Genomic DNA, 16,593 nt, shown 5'->3' with positions numbered 1-16,593 from the left:
GACTTTCAGTCCGCCAGATCTTCAGTCCGCCAGGGCGTCGAGCAGCATGTCCAGCGCTGCGGCCACGCTCTGCGCCCGCACGGCCTGCCGGTCACCCGGAAAAACATGCCGGCGATGGATGACGGTGCCGCCGCGACGCGCGCAGGCGAGATAAACCAGGCCGACGGGCTTGGTCGGTGTCGCACCGCCCGGCCCGGCGATGCCGGTGATGGACACGGCCAGATCGGCCAGCGACCGGGCGATGCCGCCGGTCGCCATGGCTTCGGCCACGGGCCGGCTGACGGCGCCCTCGGCCTCGATCAGCGCTGCCGGCACGCCGACCATCTCGGTCTTCGCCTGGTTGGAGTAGGTCACGAAACCACGATCCACCACGTCTGAAGAGCCTGCTACGGCAGTCAGCGTGCCGGCAACCAGCCCGCCGGTGCAGCTCTCGACGGTGGCGATCTTCAGGCCGCGGTCCCGTGCGCGGGACAGAACGAGCTCTGCGGTTTCGATCAGGCTGTCGGTGGGCATTGGCGGGGGCTCCGGGGCAGTCAGAGGGCGAGGCCGGCCATGTCGAGGCCGGAGGCCAGAGCGACAAGCAGCAGGATGGCATAGACCCCGGCGATCAGGTCGTCGAGGATCACGCCCGATGCGCCGCGCACATGGCGGTCGGCCCATCCTACCGGAAAGGGCTTGGCGATGTCGAAGACACGAAAGGCCAGGAAGGCCGCGAGCCACCAGTGCCAGTCGCCCAGCCGTCCGAGAGGAGCGAGGGCCGCCAGCGTGATCCAGAGACCGGCCAGTTCGTCGATGACCACCCGACCGGGATCGTGGATACCATCATGGGCGGTGACCAGGCGGATGGCCCACCAGCCGGCGATCACCGCCAGCAGGGCGCCGATCAGCAGTGCCGGTGCGCCGCCGGCCCAGGCGACCGGAATGCCGATGACCAGTGCGGCGGCGGTGCCGACGGTACCGGGCGCGCGAGGCGCATTGCCGCTGCCGAGCACGGTCGCGATCAGTTCTGCCGGATGATGGGCCGGCAGATGCTCGCGATGGCGGCGGGGGCTCAAACCACCGGCTCCGGAACGGAGAGATCGGGGAGCAGGACGGTGGCGGTCGCCATGGCAGCCAGCCCCTCGCGGCGGCCGGTGAAACCCAGTTGCTCCGTAGTTGTGGCCTTGACCCCGATCCGCGCCGGCGGCAGGCCGGTAAGATCTGCAAGACGTCGGCGCATGGCTTCGCGATGAGGGCCGACCTTCGGCCGCTCGCCGATGATGGTGACGTCGCAATGAACCAGACGGCCCCCCATCGCACCCATAAGGGCCAGGGCGTGGATCAGGAAACGATCGGAAGCGGCACCGCGCCAGCGCTCGTCCGTTGGCGGGAAATGGCGGCCGATATCGTCTGCGGCAACGGCGCCCAGCACCGCATCGGTCAGGGCATGCAGGGCGACATCGGCATCGGAATGCCCGGACAGACCCTGATCATGCGGTACCTTCACGCCGCAGAGCCAGACATGGTCGCCAGGGCCGAAGGCATGGACATCGAAGCCGCTGCCCGTGGCGGGGAGGAGGGGGACCCCTAGGCCGCGCTGCGTCAGCAACTGCCGGGCCCGGTTCAGATCCGCGGTCGTGGTGATCTTGAAGGCGGCTTCGTCGCCGTCGACCAGTCGGACGGCATGACCGGCTGCCTCCATCACGGCAGCATCGTCGGTGAGCGCGTGCCCGACCGCGGCGCGATGGGCAGCAAGCAGCAGGTTCAGTTGCGCACCCTGGGGGGTTTGTGCCCGCCAGAGCCCGTCGCGGGGCACGGTGCCGGCGACCGTCATCGCCTCGCCGCGCTTCAGCGTATCGGTGACGGCAAGTGCCGGCAGGGCTGCCGGCGCATCGGCAAGGGCATCCAGTACCCGGTCGATCATCGCAGCCGGGAGGAAAGGGCGGGCGGCGTCGTGGACCAGCACGAGATCGATGTCACCGCGTGCCGCCAGTGCTTCCAGGCCAAGCCGCACTGAATCCTGTCGCTCCGCACCGCCGATCACCGGCGGTGCCACCTCCAGCCCGGCAAGTGCCCGGTCGTGAAGTTCCTGGTCATCTGGGCCGATCACGATCTGAACGAGGTCGATTCGCGGATGGGCCAGAAAGGCCGCCGCGGCGTGGGCGAGCATGGCGCGTCCACCAAGCGTCTGATACTGCTTGGGAACACCGCCGCCGAACCGCCGGCCGCGTCCGGCCGCGACGATCAGAGCCGCCGCACGGCCGCGCGGCGGAACATCGCCGGCGGGATCGTCGGATGGCTGCGGCCGGGTCGGGATCATCTGGCGCATCTCCTGGTCGGGCAGGGCGGTCCGGGGCTTCGAAACACTGCAGTGTCTTTCGATACCGGGGCTGGCCGGTGGTTGCAAGCGCGGCCGACGCTTGCACGGCGCGGGCCGGCTCAATACACTTCGCCTAAACTTTATGCACTCAGCTCGGGCAATTGCCCAGCCCATGACCAGGAACCCGATGATCGACCGGCTTTTCTCGCCCGACACATCTTTGCCTCCGGTGCTTCTGGCGCCCATGGCCGGCGTCACCGACCGCCCGTTCCGGGCGATGGTGCGCCGGTTTGGCGTGTCGGCGACGGTCTCGGAGATGATTGCCGGCGGTACGCTGGTGGAAGGACGCAGCCGTACCTTGTCCATGATCGATCTTGCCGGTGAGCCGGGGCCGGTCGCCGTCCAGCTGGCCGGGCGCGAGCCGGGACTGATGGCCGAGGCGGCGGAAAAGGCGGTTGAGGCGGGAGCGGCGTGGATCGATGTCAACATGGGCTGTCCGGCGAAGAAGGTGACCAGTGGCGCCTGTGGCGCCGCGCTGATGCGTGAGCCTGAGCGTGCCGAGGCAATCGTGCGGGCGGTGATCCGCGCGGCGGGCCCGGTGCCGGTCACCGTCAAGATGCGGCTGGGCTGGGCCGAAGGTGAACTCTCGGCGCCCGATCTGGCTGCACGGCTTGAACAGACCGGCGTGGCGATGATCACCGTGCATGGCCGTACACGTGCCCAGCTCTACCGGGGATCCGCCGATCCCGCGGGCATTGCGGCGGTGCGGCGGCGGGTCCGTGTGCCTCTGATCGCCAATGGCGATGTCGCAAGCCCTGCCGATGCGCGACGGCTTCTGGACCTGACCGGGGCAGACGGGGTGATGATCGGTCGCGCCGCCATGGGGCGGCCCTGGCTGCCGGCACTGGTGATGGCGGCGCTGGCCGGCCTGACCGCCACCGTGCCGGATGCGGGGGCGATCTGGGCACTTGCCCGGCAGCATTATGATCTGGCGCTCGACCATTATGGCGAGGCGCATGGCCGCCGGGTGGTCCGCAAGCATCTCGACGCCTATGCGGCCGTTGCCGGTGCCGGCCGGACGATACGCGACCGTCTTGTCCGTGCCGAGCAGCCGGACGACGTACGTGCCGTGCTCGATCGCCTTGCGCTGGGCGATCTTCCGGCAGATTTCGGAGTGGCCGCATGAGTGATCCGAGCCTTCGGCACCCCGATCTTCTTAACCACGACGCCCCCGATCCCGAGGATCCCGTCCGCTATGTGGACGGGACCGCGGACGAAGGCCCATCCACGCCCGCGGACGGGGTCCAGGACCCTGTCGGCAGCCCCCGCCAGCGCATGTGGAAAGGTCTGGCCCAGACCATGGCTCTGACCAGCTTCGGCCGGAAACGCCGGCCCTCCAAATCGCCCGTCCCCGGCGATGCGATCCTCGACGCCCTGCCGCACCCGGTTCTGGTGGTGGCCAATGACGACCGGATTCTCTATGGCAATCCCGCTGCAGAGCAGTTTTTCGGCACCGGCATCTCGGTGCTGATCGGCTCGGCGTTGACCGAGTTCATCCGCTATGACAGCCCGTTGATGGACATCACCCGCAAATGCTTCCTGCATGGCGGGTCGAGCCTGAACGAATACGACATCGTGATCGACGGTCCCCGCACCGGCAGCCGGCTGGTCGATGTGCAGGTGGCCCCGCTTCCCGACCAGGCTGCCACCGGTGCGCCGGCGGTGCTGCTGTCGCTGATCGAGCGGTCGATGGCCCATAAGATCGATCGTCAGCTGACCCATCGTGGCGCCGCACGCTCGATCACCGGGATGGCCATGGCGCTGGCCCACGAGATCAAGAACCCGTTGTCGGGGATTCGCGGCGCCGCCCAGCTGCTGGAGTACAATGTCGCCGAGGGCGACCGCATGCTCACCCAGCTGATCTGCAAGGAGGCCGACCGGATCGTGAACCTGATCGGCCGGATGGAACAGTTCTCCGACGGGCGGCCGATCGAGCGCGAGCCGGTGAATATTCATGTGGTGCTGGAACATGTCCGCCGTCTGGCCCAGAACGGCTTCGCTGCCCATGTCCGTTTCATCGAGCAGTACGATCCGTCATTGCCGCCGGTCTACGGCCACCACGACATGCTGGTCCAGATCTTTCTGAACCTGGTGAAGAATGCAGCCGAGGCGGTTCCGGACGAAGGTGGAGAAATCACCCTCACCACCGCTTTCCAGCATGGCCTGCGTGTCCAGGTGCCCGGCAGCCGCGACCGGCTGGACCTGCCACTCGTGGTGACGGTGCAGGATAACGGCCAGGGTGTGCCCGAGGATATCCGGGCCAATCTGTTCGATCCTTTCGTCACCACCAAACCCTCGGGTACCGGCCTCGGCCTGTCGCTGGTCGCCAAGGCGGTCAACGATCATGGCGGGGTGATCGAGGTCGACAGCCGCCCCCGGCGCACCGTCTTCAAGGTGATGCTGCCCATGTACAACCCCAAGGCCTGAAGGAACGACGGACGCGATGGAGCCCGCAACCATCCTGGTCGCCGATGACGACCGTAGCATCTGTACCGTTCTGCATCAGGCACTCAGCCGGGCCGGGCACACGGTGCGTACCACCGGGACCGCTGCCTCGCTCTGGCGGATGGTCGAGGACGGCGACGGCGATCTGGTGATCACCGATGTGGTGATGCCGGACGAGAACGCGCTCGACCTTTTGCCCCGGATCAAGCGCCTGCGCCCCAACCTGCCGGTCATCGTGATGACCGCACAGAAGACGCTGTTGACCGCGGTCAAGGCGACTGAACGCGGGGCGTTCGAATATCTCCCCAAGCCATTCGATTTGAACGAACTTCTCCGCATCGTCCAGCGGGCGCTCAACACCCGGCGCGGCGATGCGCCGCCACCGGCACTGGATCAGCGTGGCCAGCCGCAGGCCGAAGAGGAGATGCCGCTGGTCGGCCGGTCGCCGTCTATGCAGGAAGTCTACCGGGTCATGGCCCGGATCATGGGCACTGATCTGACCGTGATGATCACCGGTGAAAGCGGCACCGGCAAGGAGCTGGTCGCGCGTGCGCTGCATGATTACGGCAAGCGTCGAGGCGGCCCGTTCGTTGCGATCAACATGGCGGCGATCCCGCGGGATCTGATCGAATCCGAGATGTTCGGCCACGAAAAGGGGGCCTTCACCGGTGCAGCTCAGCGCAAGACCGGTCGGTTCGAGCAGGCCCAGGGCGGCACGCTGTTTCTGGACGAAATCGGTGACATGCCGCTGGACGCCCAGACACGACTGCTGCGCGTGCTTCAGGAGGGGGAGTTCACCACCGTCGGCGGGCGTACGCCGATCCGGGCGGATGTCCGGATCATCGCGGCGACCCACCGCGATCTCCGTCAGCTGATTCAGCAGGGTCTGTTCCGCGAGGATCTGTTCTATCGCCTGAATGTGGTGCCGGTGCGCCTGCCGCCATTGCGCGAGCGGCGGGAGGACATCGCCGATCTGGCCCGCCATTTCCTGAAACTGGCCTGCGACCAGGGGCTGCCGCTCAAGACCCTGTCGGCGGATGCGATCGAGGTGCTGACGGCCTATCACTGGCCCGGTAATGTCCGCGAGCTTGAGAACCTGATGCGCCGTCTGGCTGCACTCTCGGCGGAGGATGTCATCTATCGTCCGGACATCGAGGGTGAGTTCGCCGAGCCGATGCCGGCGGATGATGACCGGCGGCGTGGTGGCAGTCTTGGCGAGGCGATCGACTTCCACCTGGCCGAGTATTTCGATGCCCATGACGACGGCCTGCCGCCGGCGGGCCTCTATGACCGGATCCTGCGTGAGGTGGAGCGGCCGCTGATCGAGCGTACCCTGGTCGCCACCCGCGGCAACCAGATCAAGGCGGCCCAGGTGCTGGGGTTGAACCGCAACACCTTGCGCAAGAAGATTCGCGACCTGTCGATCGAGGTCACCCGCGGGGGCGAGCCCACCCGCATCGGCGGCAGCGTGGCCGGCAGATGACCACCGGATCCGCCGGGGAGGGCGTAGAGAAAGAACGGCCCCAGCCGTCACGTGCGCCCGAGGCGCGGCATCAGCGCTTTGCCGGCCGCATCGCCGGCAATTTCGGCCGCCGCATGACGGTGCTGGCGGCCCGTATCCGCCCCGGCCGGATTTTCACCATTGCTGTGCTGATTGCCGCCCTGGGCGCCGGTGTCGCGACCTATCTGGCGTTGACCGGCCTGTCCTTCTTCGGCAACAACTGGGGGAACGAAGCCCGTGCCGATGCCGGCACGGTGTTCATTCTGCTGAACATCGATCTGGCGCTGCTGCTGCTGCTGGTCGGCTTGCTGGCCCATGGTCTGGTCCGCTTGTGGCTCCAGCGACGTCGGCAGTCGACGGCATCGCGCCTGCAGTTGCGGCTGGTGACACTGTTCGCCCTGGTCGCCGCCCTGCCCGCGATCGTGGTGATGGTATTCTCGGCGCTGTTCTTCGATTTTGGTGTCCAGACCTGGTTCAACGAGCGGGTCCGCACCGCCCTCAGCCAGTCGCGTGAGGTGGCGCAGGCCTATCTGCTGGAGCATCAGCGCACCATCCGCGCCGACGTCATTGCCATGGCCGGCGACATCGACCGCGAGGCCCTCACCACCTTTGATGCCAATGGCCGGCTTCAGCGGTTGATCGAGATCCAGGCAGCGCTTCGCAACCTGCCGGAGGCGATGGTCTTCCGTGGTGACGGCCGCATCCTTGCCCGCACGGAACTGAGCTTCAGCCTGGAGTTCGCCACCGTGCCGCAGCCACTGCTCGACGAGGCCAGGCGGGGCGAGGTCGTGCTGCTGACCGACCGTCAGGATGACCGGGTGCGTGCGCTGGTTCAGGTCCCGAGCCTTGGGGATGTTTTCCTCTATGTCGGCCGCTTCGTCGACAGCACCGTTCTCGACCATATGGAGCAGGTCAACCGGGCGGTTTCGCAGTACGAGGAAGCCGACAGCCGTCGGTCGGGCATTCAGCTCAGCTTCACCGGGCTGTTCGTGCTGATCGCACTTCTCTTGCTGCTTGCGGCGGTGTGGATCGGCTTTCTGGTCGCGCGCTCGATCGCCCGGCCGGTCAGTCAGCTGGTCGGCGCCGCTGAACGGGTGCGGGGCGGCGATCTGACCGCTCAGGTGCCCGAGGGGCGGGAGGATGACGAAGTCGGCATCCTGGCCCGGGCCTTCAACCGCATGACCCGTCAGCTGGCGGCGCAGCGCGAGGCCCTGCTGGCGGCCAACCGCCAGATCGACACCCGCCGCCGTTTCACGGAGAAGGTGCTGGAAGGCGTTTCTGCGGGTGTCATCGGCCTTGATGCCGAAAACCGGGTCAACCTGGCCAACCGGTCGGCGCTGGCGCTTCTGGGCGTGGATTTCGATCAGGCGGTCGACCGGCCGGTGACCGAGCTTCTGCCGGCACTTGAACCGCTGCTCGCCCGCCTGGCGGAGCGGCCGGATCGGGTGGTCCAGGCCCAGATCGAGGCGATCGCCGGCGGCAATCATCGCAATCTGATGGTGCGCCTTGCGGCTGATCTGGTGGCTCCGCGCGGCGGGGAAGGGGCGGCGGCAACCGTCGGCGTCGTGGTGACTTTCGACGACATCACCGAATTGATGGTGGCGCAGCGCACGGCGGCCTGGTCGGATGTGGCACGGCGTATCGCTCATGAGATCAAGAACCCGCTGACCCCGATCCAGCTTTCGGCCGAGCGGCTGAAGCGGAAATACCTGAAGGAGATCACCTCCGATCCCGACACTTTCGTCGCCTGTACCGAAACCATCATCCGGCAGGTCGGCGATATCGGGCGGATGGTGAACGAATTCTCGTCCTTTGCCCGCATGCCGCAGCCGGTGATGGCGGATGTCGATCTGGGACCGCTGCTGCGCGAGGCGTCGATTACCCAGCGCATGGGCAGGCCGGAGCTGAAGTTCGAGCTGGAACGCCCGGACGGGCCGGTGATGGTGCGGGCGGATGCGCGATTGCTGGGGCAGGCCCTGACCAATCTGCTGGTCAATGCCGCCCAGGCGGTCGATGGTGTCGCCGAGGGCGAGGGTGTGGCGGTCAAGGACCTTCCCGAAGAGCGTCGGATGATCCGGATCGCTCTGGATGCGCAGGACAAGCGGGCCGTGATCACGGTCGAGGACGCCGGCAAGGGCCTGCCCGAGGCGTTCCGCGGGCGCCTGACCGAGCCTTACGTCACGACCAAGGTGAAGGGAACGGGTTTGGGCCTCGCCATCGTGCGCAAGATCATGGAAGATCACGGCGGCCGCCTGTCGATCGACGACCGTCGATCGGCGGACGGGCGTATCATCGGGGCAGTGGCGACACTGGAGCTGCCCCTGGCCGATCCGGGTGCCGTCCCCGGCGCGGCCGCGTCAGATAACCGGCACTCCACGCCACCGCAGGACGGTCCCAACAGCTCTTCTGGTTCTACAAGGCCCTGACGCGATGCCATCGGACATTCTGATCGTCGATGACGAAGACGACATCCGGCACCTTGTCGCTGAACTGCTCCGCGACGAGGGCTACACCGCCCGGACGGCGCGCAACAGCGACGAGGCGCTGGCCGAGGTCGCGGCCCGGCTGCCCGATATGGTGCTGCTCGACATCTGGCTCGATGGCAGCCGGCTCGACGGTATGGGCATTCTGTCCGAGATCGTACGTGATCATCCCGGCCTGCCGGTGGTGATGTTCAGCGGTCATGGCACCATCGAGACGGCGGTCACCGCCATCCGCGAAGGTGCCTATGATTTTATCGAGAAACCCTTCAAATCAGACCGTCTGCTGCTGGTGGTGCGCAACGCCATCGAACATGCCAAGCTGCGCCGCGAGGTTGCCGACCTTAAGAAGCGTACCGGCGGTGACGCCGAGCTGATCGGCACATCGGCAGCGGTGCGTCAGCTGCGGCACACGATCGAGCGGGTCGCGCCGACCAACAGTCGCGTGCTCGTGACCGGTCCCGCCGGCGCCGGCAAGGAAGTGGCGGCCCGGCGGATCCATACGCAGTCGCGCCGTGCCGATGCTCCGTTCGTGGTGCTGAACTGCGCCATCATGACGCCCGATCGGGTGGAGGCGGAGCTGTTCGGTGCGGAGCCGGGTGCGCTCGGCCCCGACACGCCGCGTAAGCTCGGGCTGTTCGAGCAGGCACATTCCGGCACGCTGTTCCTGGACGAGGTTTCGGACCTGCCGATGGAAACCCAGGGCAAGGTGGTGCGCGCCCTGCATGAACAGCGCTTCACCCGGCTTGGCGGTGAGCGGCCGATCGAGGTGGATGTGCGGGTGGTGGCTGCCACCAACCGCGATCTGGCGAGCGAGATCCAGTCCGGCCGTTTCCGTGAAGATCTGTTCTATCGGCTGAACGTCGTGCCGCTCAAGGTGCCAAGCCTGAAAGAGCGTCGCGACGACATCCCGGAGCTGGCACGTCACTTCATGGCGCGGGCTGCCGCGATGTCAGGGCTGCCGCCGCGCAGTCTGGGCGCCGATGCGCTGGCCGTGCTTCAGGCCGGGGAATGGCCGGGCAATGTCCGTCAGCTGCGTAACGTCATCGAGTGGCTGCTGATCATGGCGCCGGGTGATGCCCAGACCGAGATCCGTGCCGAAATGCTGCCGCCGGAGCTGGGAGCGGGGGCGCCTGCCCTGGTCAATCCCTCGGAGGACGGCGAGATCATGGGCCTGCCGCTGCGCGATGCGCGCGAGGTGTTCGAGCGCAATTACCTGAAGGCCCAGGTCGCCCGTTTCAACGGCAACGTGTCGCGGACGGCGAGCTTTGTGGGTATGGAACGCTCGGCGTTGCACCGCAAGCTCAAGAGCCTCGGCATCAATACTTCATCGTAACCCACTGGCAGACCGTCGAAAGGGCAGGGCCATATGAAGGTCATCATCTGCGGCGCCGGCCAGGTGGGACACAACATCGCGCGCTCTCTGGTGCGTGAAGAGAACGACATCACCGTCATCGATCAGTCGGAAGACCTGATCCGCAAGCTGTCGGAATCGCTCGAGATCAAGGGGCTGATCGGCTATGCCTCGCATCCGGACGTGCTCGAGCAGGCGGGTGCCGCCGATGCTGATATGCTGATCGCGGTTACGGCCTCGGACGAGGTCAATATGGTCGCCTGCCAGGTGGCGCATGCGCTGTTCAACGTGCCGACCAAGATCGCGCGCGTCCGCCATCAGGGCTATCTGCAGCCGATGTGGGCGGATCTGTTCAGCCGTGAGAACCTGCCCATCGACGTGATCATCTCGCCGGAGCTGGAGGTTGCGCGGGCGATCGGCCGGCGCCTGAAGGTGCCGGGGGCGACGGATGTGATCCCGTTTGCGGGCGACCGTGTCTATCTGGTCAGCCTGAAGGCAGACGCCTCCTGCCCGGTGGTCAACACACCGCTCTCCCAGCTGACCGAGCTGTTTCCCGATCTCACCCTCCGGATCGTTTCGATCATCCGCGGGGACCGGATGATCGTGCCGACCCCGCGCGACCAGATCATTGCCGGCGATCAGATCTATTTCGTTGCCGATCGTGAGCACGTGCCGCGGGCCATGGCGATCTTCGGCTTCGAAGAGCGCGAGGCACGCCGGATCATCGTGGTGGGCGGCGGCAATATCGGCCTGTTCCTGGTCTCGCAGCTCGAAAAGCTCCAGCCGCGGCTGAACATTAAACTGATCGAGGCGGATCGCCATCGGGCGGAGCGGATCGCCGATCAGCTGACCCACAGCCTGGTGCTTTCGGGCAGCGGGCTCGACCCGGATCTGCTGGGTGATGCCAATACCGGCGGTGCCGAAACGATCGTCACCGTCACCAATGACGACGAATCCAACATTCTTTCGGCCCTGCTGGCCAAGCGCATGGGCTGCAAGCGGGCGATGGCGCTGGTCAACAACCCGACCTACCCGCCGCTGATCAGCTCTCTGGGCGTCGACGTGGTGATCAATCCGCGCGCGGTGACCGTGTCGCGGATCCTGCAGCATGTCCGCCGCGGCCGCATCCATGCGGTCTACAGTCTTCAGGACGGCGGTGGCGAAATCATCGAGGCAGATGCGCTGGAAACGTCGCCCCTGGTCGGTCGACCGCTCAGGGAAACCGGCCTGCCGCAAGGCGTTATCATTGGCGCGGTGGTCCGCGAGGGCAGGGTGATTGCCCCCGATGGCGACACGGTGATCAAGGCTCGGGACCGGATCGTGCTCTTTGCGCTGGCCGACAGCATCCGCAAAGTCGAGAAGCTGTTCTCCGTCCGCCTCGAATTCTTCTGATCCATCCCCGTTTGAACCGCCCCGACCCGGAGCCTCGCCCTCGTATGACCATGACTGCGCCTGTGACCGGGATCGACGATGCCGAGGCCTTTGCCCGGCTCGGCCGTCCCAATGCCGTGCTGTTCGACTGGGATCATACCCTGGTCGATGCCTGGGGGGCGATTCTCGCCGCCTATAACGATGTCATGATCGCCTATGACAAGCCGCCGGCCCTGACACCGGAAGAGGGGCGGCTGCGCATCCGGCGCTCGATGCGCGATACCTTTCCCGAAATCTTCGGAGACCGCTGGCAGGAGGCGGCGCTGCGTTTCAAGGCAGCCTACGCCAAGCGGCATCTCGAAACCGTGGCGGCCATGGATGGCGCCGCAGACCTGCTCGACCTGCTGGCGGGGCAGGGAATCCCGCTCGGTGTGGTCAGCAACAAGCAGGGGCCTTTTCTGCGCGCGGAGGTGGCGCATCTGGGCTGGGGGGATCGGTTCGGGGCCTTGCTGGGGGCCGGTGATGCCGCCCGTGACAAACCGGATGCGGCACCGGTCATTGAGGCCTTGGCATCGGTCGGTCGTGAAGCCGGTCCGAATGTCTGGTTTGTCGGCGATGCGCTGGTCGACATGGACTGCGCCCGGGCGGCCGGCTGCACCGGTATCCTCCTGGTCCATGACGGCACCAGCCTGGACGAGGGTGTGCTTACGCGCGCAGATCTCCGGGTTGTCGATTGCCGCCACCTGCACGACCTTGTAACTTCGGCGATGGGTCTTACCTGATCGGGCGGTCCGATATGGTATGGCTCCGGGCCGGCGTGTGATGGCACGCGGTACCCGGGCGGGGGACGCCCGGCAACCGGCTCGACAAAGATCCCGGCTAAGACCCGAAAAGCGGTCGCGGCGGCCGGGAGACAGACCAAAATCGCCGCATGATAACAAGAAGGGGTGCCTCCATGGCGTCTGAAAAGAACCAGAACCTCCAGGATGTGTTTCTGAACTACATCCGGAAGAACAAGACCCCGGTGACCGTATTCCTGGTCAACGGTGTCAAGCTTCAAGGTGTCGTGACCTGGTTCGACAACTTCTCCGTGCTGCTGCGGAGGGACGGGCACAGTCAGCTCGTGTACAAGCATGCCATCTCGACCGTCATGCCGACGGTGCCGGTCCAGCTGTTCGATGCCCAGGCTCAGGGCGATCGCGACAAGGATCACGGCGACCATTGATGGTCGAGACGGACGGGGAACACGTGCTCTGCCCGCGCGGTTCCCCTGTCCGGCAGGGTTCCCGACCAGGCCGCCGCGGTTGCGCGTGCGGCCTGTCATCGCCTTCTGGGGGCGGGGTGGCGACCGCCGGCGACATCATGTCGCAACCTTTCCTGTCCTTTGCGCCCGGCGCATGAAGGAGCGGTTTGTCCGACGATAAGATCATTTTCCGGCCCGACGGCGATCTGCCGGCCCGGGCCCTGGTTTTGCAGCCCGACGTCAAGGAGCAGCGGCGCGGTGCGCCGGCCCCGGTCGAGGATGATCCCGAAGCGGTCCGCAGCATCCGTGCGCGGCTGGAGGAAGGGGTTGCACTGACCGGCGCGCTCGGCCTGGATGTGGCCGAGGGGCTGGTGGTGCCGGTTGCGCGCATGCGGCCTTCCACCCTGCTGGGGTCGGGCAAGGTTGAGGAGATCAAGGCCAGGCTCGAAGCCGCACCGGTCGATCTGGTGGTGATGAACCGGCCGCTGACGCCCATCCAGCAGCGCAATCTGGAGAAGGCCTGGAACGTCAAGGTCATCGACCGGATCTGGCTGATTCTGGAAATTTTCGCCGACCGTGCCCGTACCCGTGAGGGGCGGCTGCAGGTCGAGCTTGCCCGCCTGGGTTATCAGCGCAGCCGTCTGGTCCGCAGCTGGACCCATCTGGAGCGGCAGCGCGGTGGCCGCGGCTTCCTCGCCGGCCCTGGTGAGACCCAGATCGAAACCGACCGCCGGATCATCGACGACAAGATGGCCAAGCTGAAGCTTCAGCTCGCCGAAGTCGTCCGCACCCGGGAACTGCATCGCAAGAAGCGCCGCGAGGTGCCCTATCCGGTGGTGGCCCTGGTCGGCTATACCAATGCCGGTAAGTCGACGCTGTTCAATCGTGTCACCGGTGCCTCGGTGATGGCGAAAGACATGCTGTTCGCCACGCTGGACCCGACCATGCGGGCGCTCGATCTGCCCTCCGGCCGGCGGGTGATCCTGTCCGACACCGTGGGTTTCGTCTCCGAGCTGCCGACCGGCCTGATCGCCGCTTTCCGGGCGACGCTTGAAGAGGTGCGCGAGGCGGCGTTGATCATTCATGTCCGCGACATCGCCGATCCCGATACCGGTGCACAGCGGCGCGACGTACTCCATGTGCTGGGCGAACTGGGCATGGGGCATCGCCTTGCCGATGACGTGCTCGAATTCCGCAACAAACTCGACATGCTGGAAGGCGAGGCGCGGGAGCGGGTGCTGAACGAGGCGTCGCGCGCAGAAGATGCCGTTGCGGGCTCGGCCCTCTCCGGCGAGGGGCTCGACCGGTTGTTCGCCGCAATCGACGCCCGGCTCGCGGTCGGTGACGAGCTTGCCCATTTCGACGTGCCGCATTCGGACGGCCAGGCCCTGGCCTGGCTTTATGCCCATGGCGAGATTGCGGAGCGGGAAGACGACGAAGCGGTCGCCCATGTCGCCGTCCGCCTGAAACCCCAGGATCTGAGCCGGTTCCAGGCCCGCTGGCCGCATCTCTCGCCGTCGGTGTCGCCCGCGTGATTTTTTTGGGCCCGGAGCTCTTGAACGATTTGCTAGCACTCTTACCTGAGGAGTGCTAAACAGCCCGTGCAGGTCCGGCCCATCCGGGAGAGCCTGAACGGGCCGGGCACATCCTCAGAAATCGCTCAGACTGGAGAGTACTCATGGCGATTCGTCCGCTGCATGATCGCGTCGTTGTGCGCCCGATCGAGCAGGAGCAGAAGACGGCCGGCGGCATCATCATCCCCGACACCGCCAAGGAGAAGCCGCAGCAGGGCGAAGTCATTGCGGTCGGCAATGGCGTCCGCGGCGAGGACGGCAAGGTTGTGGCGCTCGACGTGAAGGTCGGCGACCGCGTCCTCTACGGCAAGTGGTCGGGCACCGAGGTGAAGGTCGACGGCCAGGACGTCCTGATCCTGAAGGAGCAGGACATCTTCGGCGTGATCGAGGGCTGATCCCTCCTTCGTCGTGCATCCGGTTCCGCATTCGCCGGACCAAATTTCGTGACCAGGGACCGGGATGGCCGCCAGGCGGGTCCCATCCCCTGACCACACCAGAGCTTTTGAGGAAGAACCATGGCTGCCAAGGAAATCAAGTTTGGTAACGACGCGCGCGTGAAGATTCAGCGCGGTGTCGACGCCCTGGCCAATGCCGTGAAGGTGACGCTGGGCCCGAAGGGCCGCAACGTCGTGATCGAGAAGTCCTTCGGCGCGCCGCGCATCACCAAGGACGGTGTCTCGGTCGCCAAGGAAATCGAGCTGTCGGACAAGTTCGAGAACATGGGCGCGCAGTTGGTTCGCGAGGTTGCCTCGAAGACCGCTGACAACGCCGGTGACGGCACCACCACCGCCACCGTTCTCGCCCAGGCGATCTTCAACGAGGGCCTGAAGGCCGTCGCCGCCGGCATGAACCCGATGGACCTGAAGCGCGGCATCGACCAGGCCGTCGCCAAGGTCGTCGAGACCCTGAAGTCGCGCGCCAACCCGATCAACACCTCGGACGAGATTGCCCAGGTCGGCACCATTTCGGCCAATGGCGAGCGTGAGATCGGCGAGATGATCGCCGAGGCCATGCAGAAGGTCGGCAAGGAAGGCGTGATCACGGTCGAAGAGGCGAAGAGCCTGCTGACCGAGCTGGATGTCGTCGAGGGCATGCAGTTCGACCGTGGCTACGTGTCGCCGTACTTCGTGACCAACGCGGAGAAGATGGAAGCGGAACTCGACAGCCCGCTGATCCTTCTCTACGAGAAGAAGCTCTCCAGCCTTCAGCCGATGCTGCCGGTCCTCGAGGCCGTCGTGCAGCAGAACCGTCCGCTGCTGATCATCGCCGAGGACGTCGAGGGCGAGGCCCTGGCGACCCTGGTCGTGAACAAGCTGCGCGGCGGGCTGCGCGTCGCCGCCGTCAAGGCGCCGGGCTTCGGCGATCGCCGCAAGGCCATGCTGCAGGACATCGCGATCCTGACCGGCGGCCAGGTGATCTCTGAAGATCTGGGCATCAAGCTGGAGACGGTCACCGTCGACATGCTGGGCACTGCCAAGACCGTTCGCATCACCAAGGACGACACCACCATCGTCGACGGTGCGGGCGAGAAGGAGGAGATCCAGGGTCGCGTCGCGCAGATCAAGGCGCAGATCGAGGAGACCACCTCGGACTACGACCGTGAGAAGCTGCAGGAGCGTCTGGCGAAGCTGGCCGGCGGCGTCGCGGTGATCCGCGTCGGCGGCGCCACCGAGACCGAGGTGAAGGAGCGCAAGGACCGCGTCGACGACGCGCTGCATGCGACCCGCGCTGCGGTCGAAGAGGGCATCGTGCCGGGCGGCGGCACTGCGCTGCTCTACGCCACCAAGGCGCTTGAAGGCCTGGCCGGTGCGAATGCCGACCAGACCACCGGCATCGACATCGTCCGTCGCGCCCTGACCCGTCCGGTGCGTCAGATCGCCGACAATGCCGGCGTCGATGGCGCCGTCGTGGCCGGTAAGCTGGCCGAGAGCGACGACACCAACTGGGGCTTCGACGCGCAGAAGGGCGAGTACACCGACCTGGTCAAGGCCGGCATCATCGACCCGGTGAAGGTTGTCCGCAGCGCGCTGCAGGATGCCGCGTCGGTTGTCGGTCTGCTGATCACCACCGAGGCCATGGTCGCCGAGAAGCCCGAGAAGAAGGACGCTGCTCCGGCCGGTGGCATGGGCGGCATGGGTGGCATGGGCGGTATGGACTTCTGATCCAACCGATACCAGCCGACCCGATCTTCGGATCGACGGCCTATATCGACGGAGGCTGCAGTCCCGGAAACGGGGCTGCGGCCTTTTCTTTTTTCAGCTAAGTG

Annotated in this window: 14 protein-coding genes; 11 read left to right on the top strand and 3 right to left on the bottom strand. The window is 66.4% G+C overall.

The features are described 5' to 3' along the window. Positions 1 to 21 precede the first annotated feature (21 nt). Genes P7L68_RS16425 through P7L68_RS16415 form a run of 3 tightly spaced genes read right to left on the bottom strand, consistent with a single transcriptional unit; the run spans position 22 to position 2,299 of the window. Positions 22 to 513, bottom strand: coding sequence for a CinA family protein (locus P7L68_RS16425; protein WP_372006697.1), 492 nt, complete (start codon positions 511 to 513; stop codon positions 22 to 24). A gap of 20 nt (positions 514 to 533) precedes the next feature. Further along, positions 534 to 1,055, bottom strand: a complete 522-nt coding sequence (locus tag P7L68_RS16420; protein ID WP_372006696.1) for a phosphatidylglycerophosphatase A — start codon at positions 1,053 to 1,055, stop codon at positions 534 to 536. Further along, positions 1,052 to 2,299, bottom strand: coding sequence for a bifunctional 2-C-methyl-D-erythritol 4-phosphate cytidylyltransferase/2-C-methyl-D-erythritol 2,4-cyclodiphosphate synthase (locus tag P7L68_RS16415; protein WP_372006695.1), 1,248 nt, complete (start codon positions 2,297 to 2,299; stop codon positions 1,052 to 1,054). Before P7L68_RS16415 ends, P7L68_RS16420 begins: the two co-directional genes overlap by 4 nt. Before the next feature lie 187 nt (positions 2,300 to 2,486). On the opposite strand from P7L68_RS16415, the gene dusB reads away from it, so the two are divergent. The 11 genes from dusB to groL all read left to right on the top strand — a co-directional run bounded on the left by dusB (position 2,487) and on the right by groL (position 16,489). Then, positions 2,487 to 3,485: a tRNA dihydrouridine synthase DusB gene (gene dusB, locus P7L68_RS16410; protein ID WP_372006694.1), complete on the top strand. Its 999-nt coding sequence runs from the start codon at positions 2,487 to 2,489 to the stop codon at positions 3,483 to 3,485. A gap of 149 nt (positions 3,486 to 3,634) precedes the next feature. Next, positions 3,635 to 4,786 carry a nitrogen regulation protein NR(II) gene (locus P7L68_RS16405; protein WP_372006859.1) on the top strand — a complete coding sequence of 384 codons (1,152 nt, stop codon included), beginning with the start codon at positions 3,635 to 3,637 and terminating at the stop codon, positions 4,784 to 4,786. A 16-nt stretch (positions 4,787 to 4,802) separates the two neighbouring features. Beyond that, entirely contained in the window at positions 4,803 to 6,287 is a 1,485-nt protein-coding gene (gene ntrC, locus P7L68_RS16400) for a nitrogen regulation protein NR(I) (protein ID WP_014745221.1), read from the top strand. Beyond that, positions 6,284 to 8,731: an ATP-binding protein gene (locus P7L68_RS16395; RefSeq protein WP_372006693.1), complete on the top strand. Its 2,448-nt coding sequence runs from the start codon at positions 6,284 to 6,286 to the stop codon at positions 8,729 to 8,731. Before ntrC ends, P7L68_RS16395 begins: the two co-directional genes overlap by 4 nt. Positions 8,732 to 8,735: 4 nt before the next feature. After that, positions 8,736 to 10,121 (top strand): sigma-54-dependent transcriptional regulator, encoded by a 1,386-nt coding sequence (locus tag P7L68_RS16390; RefSeq protein WP_372006692.1) that lies wholly within the window; start codon positions 8,736 to 8,738, stop codon positions 10,119 to 10,121. Between the two features lie 33 nt (positions 10,122 to 10,154). Then, complete coding sequence (gene trkA / locus P7L68_RS16385; RefSeq protein WP_372006691.1) at positions 10,155 to 11,531, top strand: Trk system potassium transporter TrkA; 1,377 nt, start codon at positions 10,155 to 10,157, stop codon at positions 11,529 to 11,531. Positions 11,532 to 11,575: 44 nt separating this feature from the next. Next, the gene (locus P7L68_RS16380; RefSeq protein ID WP_372006690.1) at positions 11,576 to 12,292 is read left to right on the top strand and encodes an HAD family hydrolase; all 717 of its coding nucleotides are present in this window, start codon (positions 11,576 to 11,578) and stop codon (positions 12,290 to 12,292) included. 173 nt (positions 12,293 to 12,465) lie between these two features. Further along, positions 12,466 to 12,735, top strand: a complete 270-nt coding sequence (gene hfq / locus P7L68_RS16375; RefSeq protein ID WP_041604880.1) for an RNA chaperone Hfq — start codon at positions 12,466 to 12,468, stop codon at positions 12,733 to 12,735. A 185-nt stretch (positions 12,736 to 12,920) separates the two neighbouring features. Continuing rightward, positions 12,921 to 14,288 carry a GTPase HflX gene (hflX, locus tag P7L68_RS16370; RefSeq protein ID WP_372006689.1) on the top strand — a complete coding sequence of 456 codons (1,368 nt, stop codon included), beginning with the start codon at positions 12,921 to 12,923 and terminating at the stop codon, positions 14,286 to 14,288. A 143-nt stretch (positions 14,289 to 14,431) separates the two neighbouring features. Continuing rightward, the gene (groES, locus tag P7L68_RS16365; RefSeq protein ID WP_014745214.1) at positions 14,432 to 14,722 is read left to right on the top strand and encodes a co-chaperone GroES; all 291 of its coding nucleotides are present in this window, start codon (positions 14,432 to 14,434) and stop codon (positions 14,720 to 14,722) included. Between the two features lie 120 nt (positions 14,723 to 14,842). Then, positions 14,843 to 16,489: a chaperonin GroEL gene (gene groL / locus P7L68_RS16360; protein ID WP_372006688.1), complete on the top strand. Its 1,647-nt coding sequence runs from the start codon at positions 14,843 to 14,845 to the stop codon at positions 16,487 to 16,489. Positions 16,490 to 16,593: the final 104 nt, after the last annotated feature.

The organism is Tistrella mobilis, assembly GCF_041468085.1.
GTDB classification, from domain to species: Bacteria; Pseudomonadota; Alphaproteobacteria; order Tistrellales; family Tistrellaceae; genus Tistrella; species Tistrella mobilis_A.
This window is presented reverse-complemented; position numbering and strand designations above follow the sequence as displayed.

Excerpts from the sequence above, each read along its gene's own strand:
- P7L68_RS16425 (WP_372006697.1), bottom strand. The coding sequence starts at position 513 with ATGCCCACCGACAGCCTGATCGAAACCGCAGAGCTCGTTCTGTCCCGC.
- P7L68_RS16415 (WP_372006695.1), bottom strand. The coding sequence starts at position 2,299 with ATGATCCCGACCCGGCCGCAGCCATCCGACGATCCCGCCGGCGATGTT.
- dusB (WP_372006694.1), top strand. The coding sequence starts at position 2,487 with ATGATCGACCGGCTTTTCTCGCCCGACACATCTTTGCCTCCGGTGCTT.
- P7L68_RS16405 (WP_372006859.1), top strand. The coding sequence starts at position 3,635 with ATGTGGAAAGGTCTGGCCCAGACCATGGCTCTGACCAGCTTCGGCCGG.
- ntrC (WP_014745221.1), top strand. The coding sequence starts at position 4,803 with ATGGAGCCCGCAACCATCCTGGTCGCCGATGACGACCGTAGCATCTGT.
- P7L68_RS16395 (WP_372006693.1), top strand. The coding sequence starts at position 6,284 with ATGACCACCGGATCCGCCGGGGAGGGCGTAGAGAAAGAACGGCCCCAG.
- P7L68_RS16390 (WP_372006692.1), top strand. The coding sequence starts at position 8,736 with ATGCCATCGGACATTCTGATCGTCGATGACGAAGACGACATCCGGCAC.
- trkA (WP_372006691.1), top strand. The coding sequence starts at position 10,155 with ATGAAGGTCATCATCTGCGGCGCCGGCCAGGTGGGACACAACATCGCG.
- P7L68_RS16380 (WP_372006690.1), top strand. The coding sequence starts at position 11,576 with ATGACCATGACTGCGCCTGTGACCGGGATCGACGATGCCGAGGCCTTT.
- hfq (WP_041604880.1), top strand. The coding sequence starts at position 12,466 with ATGGCGTCTGAAAAGAACCAGAACCTCCAGGATGTGTTTCTGAACTAC.
- groES (WP_014745214.1), top strand. The coding sequence starts at position 14,432 with ATGGCGATTCGTCCGCTGCATGATCGCGTCGTTGTGCGCCCGATCGAG.
- groL (WP_372006688.1), top strand. The coding sequence starts at position 14,843 with ATGGCTGCCAAGGAAATCAAGTTTGGTAACGACGCGCGCGTGAAGATT.